The organism is Skermania sp. ID1734 (assembly GCF_007489285.1).
GTDB lineage: Bacteria > Actinomycetota > Actinomycetes > Mycobacteriales > Mycobacteriaceae > ID1734.
This window is the reverse complement of the sequence record NZ_VLIY01000026.1, coordinates 32,910-43,319: the sequence shown is the minus strand read 5'-3', so window position 1 is coordinate 43,319 and position 10,410 is coordinate 32,910. Positions and strand designations below refer to the sequence as shown.

General features: G+C 65.8%; 12 protein-coding genes and 1 pseudogene. 6 read left to right on the top strand and 7 right to left on the bottom strand.

All coding sequences use genetic code 11. From position 1 onward, the window contains the following. Positions 1 to 214 (bottom strand): annotated as a pseudogene (locus FOS14_RS23195) (transposase); the annotation flags it as partial. Between the two features lie 189 nt (positions 215 to 403). Between FOS14_RS23195 and FOS14_RS23190 the strand changes: the two are divergent. Next, positions 404 to 1,957 (top strand): succinic semialdehyde dehydrogenase, encoded by a 1,554-nt coding sequence (locus FOS14_RS23190; RefSeq protein WP_143773229.1) that lies wholly within the window; start codon positions 404 to 406, stop codon positions 1,955 to 1,957. Positions 1,958 to 1,996: 39 nt separating this feature from the next. Here the strand turns inward: FOS14_RS23190 and FOS14_RS23185 are convergent, their stop codons facing one another. The 6 genes from FOS14_RS23185 to FOS14_RS23160 all read right to left on the bottom strand — a co-directional run bounded on the left by FOS14_RS23185 (position 1,997) and on the right by FOS14_RS23160 (position 5,945). Beyond that, entirely contained in the window at positions 1,997 to 2,461 is a 465-nt protein-coding gene (locus tag FOS14_RS23185; RefSeq protein ID WP_143773228.1) for an SRPBCC family protein, read from the bottom strand. Between the two features lie 84 nt (positions 2,462 to 2,545). Further along, a complete protein-coding gene (locus FOS14_RS23180; RefSeq protein ID WP_143773227.1) occupies positions 2,546 to 3,496 on the bottom strand; it encodes a CopD family protein in 951 nt (316 codons plus the stop codon). Positions 3,497 to 3,502: 6 nt separating this feature from the next. After that, positions 3,503 to 4,003, bottom strand: coding sequence for a copper resistance CopC family protein (locus FOS14_RS23175; protein WP_143773231.1), 501 nt, complete (start codon positions 4,001 to 4,003; stop codon positions 3,503 to 3,505). 11 nt (positions 4,004 to 4,014) lie between these two features. Beyond that, entirely contained in the window at positions 4,015 to 4,680 is a 666-nt protein-coding gene (locus FOS14_RS23170; RefSeq protein ID WP_143773226.1) for a YcnI family protein, read from the bottom strand. 47 nt (positions 4,681 to 4,727) lie between these two features. Continuing rightward, positions 4,728 to 5,291, bottom strand: coding sequence for a hypothetical protein (locus FOS14_RS23165; RefSeq protein WP_143773225.1), 564 nt, complete (start codon positions 5,289 to 5,291; stop codon positions 4,728 to 4,730). Between the two features lie 6 nt (positions 5,292 to 5,297). Beyond that, a complete protein-coding gene (locus FOS14_RS23160; protein ID WP_143773224.1) occupies positions 5,298 to 5,945 on the bottom strand; it encodes a DUF6474 family protein in 648 nt (215 codons plus the stop codon). A 149-nt stretch (positions 5,946 to 6,094) separates the two neighbouring features. Here FOS14_RS23160 and FOS14_RS23155 point away from each other — a divergent pair, with 149 nt between their 5' ends. The 5 genes from FOS14_RS23155 (at position 6,095) to FOS14_RS23135 (ending at position 10,376) form a co-directional block, all read left to right on the top strand. After that, positions 6,095 to 7,729, top strand: coding sequence for a TM0106 family RecB-like putative nuclease (locus FOS14_RS23155; protein ID WP_370512287.1), 1,635 nt, complete (start codon positions 6,095 to 6,097; stop codon positions 7,727 to 7,729). 51 nt (positions 7,730 to 7,780) lie between these two features. After that, positions 7,781 to 8,152: a hypothetical protein gene (locus tag FOS14_RS23150; protein ID WP_143773222.1), complete on the top strand. Its 372-nt coding sequence runs from the start codon at positions 7,781 to 7,783 to the stop codon at positions 8,150 to 8,152. Next, the gene (locus FOS14_RS23145; RefSeq protein WP_143773221.1) at positions 8,136 to 8,549 is read left to right on the top strand and encodes a hypothetical protein; all 414 of its coding nucleotides are present in this window, start codon (positions 8,136 to 8,138) and stop codon (positions 8,547 to 8,549) included. Before FOS14_RS23150 ends, FOS14_RS23145 begins: the two co-directional genes overlap by 17 nt. Before the next feature lie 92 nt (positions 8,550 to 8,641). Next, positions 8,642 to 9,424 (top strand): DUF6159 family protein, encoded by a 783-nt coding sequence (locus FOS14_RS23140; protein WP_143773220.1) that lies wholly within the window; start codon positions 8,642 to 8,644, stop codon positions 9,422 to 9,424. 160 nt (positions 9,425 to 9,584) lie between these two features. Then, on the top strand, positions 9,585 to 10,376 hold the full coding sequence (locus FOS14_RS23135; protein ID WP_143773219.1) for a hypothetical protein: 792 nt from the start codon (positions 9,585 to 9,587) through the stop codon (positions 10,374 to 10,376). Positions 10,377 to 10,410: the final 34 nt, after the last annotated feature.

The window sequence follows — 10,410 nt, the reverse complement described above, 5'->3', positions numbered from 1 at the left end:
ACGCCCAGATCAGCAGTGTCAACATCATGTCCGGGTCATAGCCCGCCCGCCCGGCACCACCGGTACGGCGCTTGGCATGCAACCGTCTGGTGTCCAAGCCCTCGACCACCCCGATGACCAGCCACACCGGATCCGACACCGGCAACCAATCGCGCATGTCCTGCGGCAGCAGAAACTGCTGATCCCGATCAACCCGGCGATATCCCTTGGCCATCAACACATTCTCCAGGAAACCCCAGGTCAAACCCGCCCCGACAGGCCGCAAAGCAGAAGTTCGATTTTGCAACAGCCCGGATCCCGCTCATGGCGGCGGATGCTTGGACACTGGGTGCGGGGGTGTCGGGTAGGCGGAGCGTAGATTTGTCCGTAACCGTGAGTTACGCAACATTGAGGGAGAGCAACGATGCCTGCGCCGACCAAGGCCGAGTTCGATCGGCTCCGCAAGCTAGTCGCGATCGAGGACGTTGACGCCCGTCAGTCTCGTCGCGTCGACGAGGTGTTCACGGGCAACGAGCTCACCACCATTCCCATCGGCACCGCCGAGGATGTCGAGAAAGCCTTCGCGAAAGCGCGTGCGGCTCAGGTTTCTTGGGCGAAGCGCCCGGTCAAGGAACGGGCCGCGATCTTCGAGCGGTTCCGCGATCTGGTGCTCCGCAACCGCGACTTTCTGATGGATGTCGCGCAGGCCGAGACCGGCAAGGCGCGATCGGCGGCACAAGAAGAGATTGTCGACATGGTGCTGAACGCGCGGTACTACGCGCGCGAGGCACAGTCGCTGCTGAAGCAGAAACAGGTGCAGCCGCTGCTCCCGGGCGTCGTGAAGACCGTGGTGAACTACCAGCCCAAGGGTGTGGTGGGCGTCATCTCGCCATGGAATTACCCGATGGCGCTGTCGATTTCGGACTCCATTCCCGCATTGCTCGCCGGCAACGCAGTGGTGGTGAAGCCGGACAGCCAGACCCCGTATTGCACGCTTGCCAACGCTGAACTGCTCTACCAGGCCGGTCTGCCGCGCGAGGTGTTCGCCGTGGTCCCGGGCCAGGGTTCGGTGGTGGGCACGGCCATCGTTGAGAACTGCGACTACCTCATGTTCACCGGCTCCACCGCGACCGGTCGCGGCCTGGCCGAGCACTGCGGCCGACGGCTGATCGGCTTTTCCGCCGAACTCGGCGGCAAGAACCCGATGATCGTGACCAAGGGCGCCAACCTGGACGTGGTGGCTAAGGCTGCCACACGGGCGTGCTTCTCCAACGCTGGCCAACTGTGTATTTCGATCGAACGGATCTACGTCGACCGGTCGGTGGCCGATGCCTTTGCCGCCAAGTTTGCCGAGAACGTCAAGGCCATGAAGTTGGGCACCAGCTATGACTTCGACGCCGACATGGGCAGCCTCATCTCCGAGGACCAGGTCAAGTCGGTGTCTCGGCATGTCGATGATGCAGTTGTCAAGGGCGCCAAGGTAATTGCCGGTGGCCATGCCCGTCCGGACATCGGTCCGACATTTTTCGAGCCGACTGTGCTCACCGACGTCACCGACGACATGGAATGCGGACGCAACGAGACCTTCGGTCCCGTGGTGGCGATTTATCCGGTGGACAGCATCGAGGAAGCCATCGAGCGCGCCAACGACACCGAGTACGGATTGAACGCCAGCGTGTGGGCGGGCAGCAAGAGCGAGGGCGAGGCCATCGCCGCGCGGTTGCATGCCGGAACGGTGAACGTTGATGAGGGTTATGCGCTGACGTTCGGCAGCACCGCCGCGCCGATGGGTGGCATGAAGTCCTCGGGCGTCGGCCGTCGGCACGGTGCGGAGGGAATTCTGAAATACACCGAACCACAAACGGTTTCCACGGCACGAGTGCTGAATCTGGACCCGCCGTTCGGACTGTCGCCGGTGCTGTGGCAGAAGCTGTTGACGCCGCTCGTGGAGACGGTGCAGCAGCTGCCGGGGCGGTAGGCGAGAGCTGAGGGAGCGAGCAGCGGTACCGGTGCTCGCTTACCCGGCCTTGCGCTGCTCGTACTGCTCGGCGATCTGCTTCTTCAATTCATGGGTGCTGTACTTGACAGCGATCTTGACGAACGGCTCGATCGTCTTGCCGAGCGCTTTACCCGCGATGCCCCCGGGCAGGCGATAGGTGACGTATGCGTCGACCTCGGCGTGATGCTCATCGACGGGCGTGAACTTGAACTTCATGTCCACGTCGAAGCCTTTGATGGAGTCGACGGCGAGGACCTTGTTCTCCTCGTACTCGATGGTCTCCACCGTCGACTTGAGGTGCACCGGGCCGAGTTGCATGCCGCCCTCGAAGGTCGCACCAAGTCCGCGGGTGTTGTCCGGGGTGGTCGGCTTCAGCGCGGACATGCCATACATGAACTTCGGAAAGTTCTCGTAGTTGGCGACGTAGTCGAAAGCTATCTCGACCGGCGCGTCGGTCACCTCGACAACGTGGATTTCAACCATCGGCCCAGTCCTTTGCTAGCTCGGTCAAGGAGTTTTCCGCGCGGACGTTACCGGTAACAGACTGTCTCGCACAAAGCGTGTCGCTCAAGCGGTGATCGCCAGTGCTGCGGCGAGCCCAAAGACAATCGCCATGGCGACTACCTCTATGACCGCGCGCGCGAGCGAATCCGATTCGCTGAGCCGGTGCTCTGCCGCGCGCGGAACCCAGTTGCGCCGCCACCACCCGCCGAGCAACAGCAGAACGGCAAGGCCGATCACCTTTGCCGACGCGACCCGGCCGTATCCGGTGTCAAGGAAGGCGTCGACGCTGCGCAGTCGCACCCAGGCGTTGACCAGACCGGTGACGCCGACCACCAAGACGCACCGGATTGCCCAAAGCGAGTAGCGCGGCAGGAGCTGTGCCCAGTCGCTTCGCGAGCGCAACTGCAGCGCCATCGCCGCCAGCGTGCCGAACCAGAGTCCCGCGGCCAATGTGTGCGCCGCGGCGAGTAAGGCGCCGAGCGGTTGCTGCGACATGTGCCCGGTGATCGGCCGGAGCACCAGCGCGAAGGCCGAAAGCGCCAGCGGCAGATCGAGGGTTGGCGCCATGACCGCGCGGTAGGCCAGCACGGCGAGAACAGCCACGGCCAGTGTGCAGACGACCGTCACAACGCCGACCCGACCAGCGCTGACGTGTGAGACGAACTCGGTCAGATCCCTGCTGTCCAGCGCGGAAACCGCGACGTTGCTGGTATCCGCGGCCTCGAGTAGGAACACGTAGGCTTCCGCGGCGGTCCAGGCAAGCGCGACCACGGCGATGGCCCGCCACATTCGCGCCGCCGGTACAGCGGGGCGGTTCAGTCCCCGCTGCAGGCGTGACACAGCGGCGATACCCAGGGTCAATGCACCCAAGCAATCAGCGAGAGCGCGTACGGAGCCAGCCGGCACAGCGGTGCGGCCGAGAAGCCACGCCACCGCAGCACCGGCGACGGCAGCGGGCACGGCGACCAACAGCGCGTATCGAACTACCGAGCCGCTGCCGGTCGCCGTGCCCATGTCCGCTCAGTTCTGCCGTTTGCGAGGACCGCGCAGCGCGAAGGCCAGCCCCCCAGCGAAAATGATCACGGCAGCGACGATGAACGGCCACAACGGAATACCGCCGCCGCTGCTCGACGCCCCGGCGTCTGCCTTCTGGCCGGGCGTGCCGTGGCCAGCCTTGGTCAACGTGAACGTGCGGGTGCCGCTGACGGGATGACCATCTGCGGAGGTAACGCGGTAGGCCATGGTGTACTTGCCCACCGGCCCGAGGTCGCCGGCGTCCACGCTGACCGTCGGGCCGTCGACTCTGACCGCTCCGTGGCTCCAAAGATTGCCGTCAGGACCCGTCAACGTCAGGGCGGCGAAGCTGGTCTGCAGCGGTTCGTTGAAGGTGATGCTCACCTGCGGTGGACCGACGGTGATACTCGAGCCGTCGGCCGGAATGGAGCTCACCGGGATGGAATGTGCGCTGGCGGGTCCTGCGGTGAGCAGGACCAGCCCCGCCAAGATCCCGACGAGCGCCATCAGTCGTGACGTCACGATTGCCTGCGCCGAATCAGGGCACCGATGCCAAGTGCTGCCCCGAGGGCCGCAATGACCAGTGCGATTCCGCCGAGCCAGCGTGCGGTCGTGTCTTCATCGGCGGGCTGTGCGGTAGGTGCCTCGGTGTCGCCGGTCGAGTGTGCGTCGGCATGCTGATGACCACTACCGGCGGCCGCGAGGCTGATCGACGGAGCGGGGTGGTCCGGTTCGCTGCCGTCGCCGTTCTCCGGCTGATCCCAATTCACCACGGTTCCGTCGCTGTATGTCTGCGATGCCTTGAAGGAAAGATCGTCGGTCTTCGGCAGCGGGCCAACGGAGACAACGAACCGCTGGAACTGTTCTGGCGGGACGCCATTGCCCGGGTTGGCGGTCCAGGTGACAGACGTCGCCTGCTTCTTGTCGTTGCGCGTCACCACCGAGGTCCAGCCGGCGAGCGGTTCGGTGCGAGCGGACGAGAGATCGGGGAGTTCGACGGACAATTTGGTGGTGCTGGCGGTCTCCGATTCGGTGGGCACCTTGAAGGTGAGCACCGTGTAACCGCCCTGAGTGGCGCCGGGCGCGTCCACCGTGACGTGCGCGGCCGCAATCGTCGGGGCAATCAGCAGCGCTGCGGTACTAGCGCCCGCCACGACGGCGGCACGCGAAAGGAAGGTCTTCATTTGTCGGGTTCTTTCTCGACGAGGAAATTGCGGATGACCGCAATGGGTCAACCGCAGCTGACGGTCGCGTACGGCTGCCGCCACGGTGGGCCGCGTCGAGAAATCGGTCCGAGTGCGTGCGTTCCCGCGCTAACAACTGGCGTGGAATCGACGGTGACGTGTTGCGTGCGTCGCGGCCATGCGCGGTTCATGCGCAGCACGGCGGCGACCGCGGTCCCGAGCACGGTGAGACAGCGATGCGCGAACAGGATCAACCCAGCACAGCCAAAGGTCGCCACCGTGTGCGCACAGGCCATCGCAGGCTGGCTGGCCACCGCGTCCACGTGCATTTGCATCGGCATGTGTGCCGCCGTCAGCTGGCCGATGGCGTAGTGAGCGAGGACTTGGCCGCCGCCCAGCACCGCCAGCAGCCGAGGCAGCGTGAGGTGCGCTTTGCCGGACACCAGGCAGCCCGCGACGGCACAGATCGCAAAGAGGACGGTCAATGCCGTCGAGTCCGGTATCGCACCGCCGCCCATGCCATGGGCCGCTATCGTGAGCGCTCCGATCGAAGCGCCGACCGCAGCGCCCACCAGACCGCGTCCGTTAACCGGGCGCGTTGCTGGGGTCACGATCGGTCAGCGTACGCCTAGGCGCGCGAGCAGATCCGCCTCGATTCCGTCCAGCTCGTTGGAAATCGCTTGATGCGCGGCGCGTCGTCGTGCGGCCGGCATAAGTTCGGCGGTACGGATCGCGGTGCTGAGGTCGGCCAGGCGGTCGCGGGTGGCGGCGGCAAAGGCCTGCGCGTCGGAATCCTTCGGGTGACGCTGCAACAGTTCGGCCGTGGATGTCTCGGCGTGGGCGAGCCGCGAGCTCAAGCGGGCGCCGTGGCCGGTGAACTCGCCCAGTTCGGCGACGCCGACGCCCAACCGATTGGCGCGTCGCTGGTCCAGTTGGCCACGCACGAGCGTCGCACCGCGGTAGGCCAGCGGCATCAGCACGGGCGACAGAACGCGTGCGACGCCGAGGTACTTCTTCATCTGCCCTGGACTGAACACCTCGCGATCGGCCTTGGCGGCCGCCTTCTCCGCGGCCTTCTGTTGCGCCTTCAGCGTGGCTACCTGCGCCCTGGCGACCTTGCGGGCGGCTTTGGTTTCCTGCCGCAACCGCTTGCGGTCGGCCTTGGCCGACTGCTTCACCTCGAGCTTGGCCTTGTGCTCGCGCGCCTTTCGCTCTGCCTTTCGCGCGGCCCGGCCCTTGCGCTTCCGCTTCCTGAACAACCCCATCGATAGCGCCTCTCGGATGCCTCTCGAATGCAGTGACGATCGCGCATCACCCTAGTCGGTTGGACCGACGGTGTGTGTAAGTCGGTTGAACCGGTCCGGGTATGCCGATAGCCGAATCTGTCGGTGGCCGCGGCCATACTCTTCCTATCGTGACTTCCAGTGCTGCCGTCCCGTCAGGCCCGACAGGTGTCGGGCCGGTGGAGGCGCGCGCTGGGTCGGGCCGGGTATTCATCGATGCCCGCACATTGACCGGCTGTCGGCATCGCTTTCACCTGGATTGCATCGACCCGATTCCCGACGCCGAGACCAATCCCGGTGTCCGGCAGCGCCGGGAAGCGGCGGCCTCCTTCCGGGAGCAAGTACGGCTCGCGCTCACGGCCGCCGATCCCGACTGGGTACAGATCGATGCCGACGGCGATTCCGCCGAGCGGGTTGCCGCGACCATGCTGGCCTGCCGAAACGGCGCGCAAAAGATCTGGGGCGGTTTGTTGCCCATCGAAGAGAACTCGGGCCGCCGCGGCGGTGCCGAGATCCTGCTGCGCGATGCAGCGGGTGGTTATCGCCCGGTGATCGTGGTGAACCACAAGGTCACCGATCCGCGGATGAGCGACGATGTCACAGCCGCGGTGACCTCGGACGTGACTAGGTGGGATCCACAACCCGATCCCGGCCGCAAGATTCGTCCGCAGCTGCGTGATCAGCTGCGCCTCGCGCACATCTATCGCATGCTGCAGGCGCACGGGCTGGCCAGTCCGTCGCTGCAGGGCGGCGTCATCGGCTACGGCTTCGACTGCATGCTCGTTCACGATGTGGCGCAGGTCCTCGACGAGTACGACGGTCGGTTCGACGACCTGCAGGCAATCGCGCGCGGTGACCTCGACACGGCGCCGTCGCTTATCTCCGAATGCCGGGTGTGTCCGTGGGCGACGCGCTGCCGGGCGGAGCTGGCCGTGGCGCGCGACGTGAGCTTGGTCGCGTCGGGATCGCGCGCAGACGTGTTGCGAGCAGCGGGGATAACGACGATCGACGAACTCGCTGCCTGGCGCGCCGATGCTCCCGAGGGCTGGCAGTATGGCGACTTTCGCGACGTCGTCGTGACCGCCACGGCATGGCAGCGCGACGTGCCGTTGGTGCGCCGAGTCCCGCACGTCAGCGTCACCCGCGCCGACGTGGAAGTCGACGTGGATCTCGAGAGCTATCAAGAGCACGGCGCGTACCTGTGGGGCACCCTGCTCGACGGGCAGTATCGCGCGTTCCTCACATGGCAGCCGCTGCCCACCACCGATGAGGGCCGTGCATTCGGCGAGTTCTGGACCTGGTTGATGCGGACCCGCGCAGACGCCCTCGCCGCAGGCAAAACCTTTGCGGCATATTGCTATTCACGCAGTGCCGAAGACAAGTGGCTGCTCGAGTCGGCGCAGCGGTTCGCAGGCATGGCGGGAGTGCCGTCGATCGAGGAAGTGCGCGAGTTCATCGACGGACCGCACTGGGTCGACATCTATCAAGCGGTCAGCGACCAGTTCATCTGCCCCAACGGCAAGGGCCTCAAACGGGTGGCGCCGGTGGCCGGGTTCAGCTGGCGGGATCCGGAGGCCAGCGGCGAGGCGTCTATGGGCTGGTATCGCGAGGCGGTCGGTTATGACGGTGAGCCCAAGCTCGATCAGCGCAGCCGGATCCTGACCTACAACGAGGACGATGTGCTGGCCACCATGACGCTGCGGGAATGGATGACGGTGGCAGCGAATGATCAGATCCCGACCGCCGCGGAGCTACTTGCGGATTAGGCCTACTTGCGGATTAGGTATTGCCACGGGTCTTCGTCCTATCGTGGTCCGGTGAGTGTTGCGATCGTTGTTCTGCTCGTGCTGAATGTGGTGGTGTTGCTGGCCCTGCTGCGGCAGACCCGGCGGATTGGGCAGCGCAACAGCGAGTTGGCCGAGGAAGTGGCGGCCAGCGCGGTGCGGGCGGCCAAACCGATGGACATCGAGCCGCTTTTTGCGGGTACTCGGGGACGGTTGATAACGATCGAGATCCTTAACCCGGTGGAGCTGGCTCGCACGCAGAGCCGGTTTTCCGGGGTGGCTGGCGCCGTGGCGCCTAACCTTTTGCGCAAGGTGGTTTACGAGCGCGCGGCGCAGATCATGCGCGAGCAGTTGCTCGAGCAGGGCGTCGATGCCGAGGTGAAGATTCATGTTGCTACTGGTTGAGCTGGTGCTCACGCTGCTGCTGATCGGCGCGACCGCGCGCTCGGCAGTGGTCGTTCGTCGTCGCCGCGCGGAGTCGTTGCTGATCGCGGCGTCAAATGAGCGACTCGACCACGTGCTCGACGAGAACGAGCGGGTGGCCAAGGCGGCCCGCGACGTCGCCGCGGCCGTCGAGACGACGACAACTGCTGTGGAACTCGGCACCGGAATCGTCCGGGCCAGCCATGAGGCCATCGCTGCGATTCCCTTTGACGTGCTTGATTCGATTCCGGCCACGCGGGCGGCCAGCAAGTTGGCCCGCGAGATTCACGACGAGACCGCGGCCGGGGTGTACCGCGCGATTTCGGGTGTTAACAAGGCGATTGGCGACGCATTCAAGACCCGCACTCCTCGCACCTAGCAACTGCCCAGCGATCTGTCGGACTTGTCCGGTATCCTCGGCGATGTCATCGGATCGGGGGGAACGTTATGGCATGGGCACAGTCGTGCGAAGTGTTACAGACATCTGGGCGGATCTTGCGGAGCCGGCGGGAGTTGCTGGCGTTTCCGATCTTGGCGGGAGCTGTCAGCATCGTCGTGGTTATCGGGTTGACGAGCCTGGCCGGGCTGCTGGCGGTGTACGACGCTTTTTCGGCGCCGGTACTGGTTCTGGTGCCGGTCGGTTATTTCGCGGTCGCGTACGTGACCGTGTTTTTCAATGCCGCGCTGGTCTCGCAGGCTGATGTCGCGCTGCGCGGTGGTGATCCATCCGTCGCTGCAGGTGTCGGCGCCGCCGCGCAGAAATGGGCCCGGCTCGTTCCGTGGGCCATTACCGCAGCGACGGTGTCCGGAGTTCTGCGCATGCTCAGGGATCGGGCGTCGGTATTGCAGGACCTGCTGGTCGGGGCGGTCGGCGTCGCGTGGGACGCGGTGACCTTTCTCGTTTTGCCGAAGCTGGTATTCGAGAACTCGGATTTTGCCGGCACCGTCCGGTCGGCGGCGAGCGAGTTGCGTGACACGTGGGGCGAGAACGTAATCGGCACAGTGAGTCTTGGAACCATCAGATTTGTGCTGGCGGTGCCGGGGCTCGTCATGATCTGGCTGGGCGGATACGTCGGCGGTACGGCTGAAGGGATCGCCTTCATCTCGGGCGCCGTGTGGTTGGTGGGGTCCACCATCCTGGTAGCGGCGCTGAACGGGATCTACCAGGCCGCGCTGTACCGGTTCATCAAGGATGGGCGGGCTGCGGGTGCGTTCGGTGCGACGGATCTGCAAGCGGCGTTCGTTGCAGGGTGAGGTAAAGCCTTTCCAATTTGCTAGTCAATAACTAGTCGGGTAGAACTTGTGCTGCCAACAGCCGCGGGGGGTCCGCGTCGAACATCGAACGGGAGGCATGTTCATGGCACACGTATGTCAAAAATGGGTCACAGGTATCCGGAGGGCTGCTACCGCAGGGGTGATTCCCCTTGCCGTCGCGGTCGGGTCGGCCGGAATCGCGGTAGCTGGGCCGAGCCAGCCGGGGGTTGTGGCGCCCGAGGGTGATCAGCCCGGCGTGACCGCCGTTCCGGTGCCGAACCAACCGAACCAACTGACCACCGAACAGCAGATCGAGCAGTCGGAACCCGGTCTGGTGCCCGACCCGCCGGTGTTGCCGCAGCGGCAGGATCCGAAGTACGCCGAAACGTTGCCGGAGCAGCCGATCATCGCCGAGCCGGTTCCCGTCGGACCGATCGCGGCTCCACCCGCGACAGTCCGCATGGGGGACTTCGAGACGCCCAAGCCGGACTGGATGTCACCGGCGGCCATGCACAGCATCAACCGCTGGGCCGCGTACGGCGAGTGGCAGATGGCGACGATGTGGAATGCCGCCGGTGTGCCGGCAAACCGGGCCGACCGGATTGCTGCGGGCACGATCGCCGGCGCCGCGGTGGGCGCGGTCGGTGCGGCAGCGGTCGTCGGTGTTCCGGCCGCTGTGGTCGGCGGCGTTGTCGGGGGGACCGTTGGTGGCACCGCCGGGACGATTCCGGCTCCGGGCGTCGGCACGCCGGCGGGTGCAGCCGCTGGTGCTGCGATCGGCGCGGCGGCGGCGGGGATACCGGCGGCGACACTGGCCGGAGCGGTCGGTGGCCTCGTTGGCGGCGTTGTCGGGGGAGCCATCGGCATGGGCGATCCGGCCGCCGATCCGACGCCTCCGCCGCTGCCGGATTTGGCTGCCTTCGTGCCGCAGGTATTCGGTACGGCGAGCTGACCGTCCTAACGCAGCGGGCCCGGCCGTGTTAATC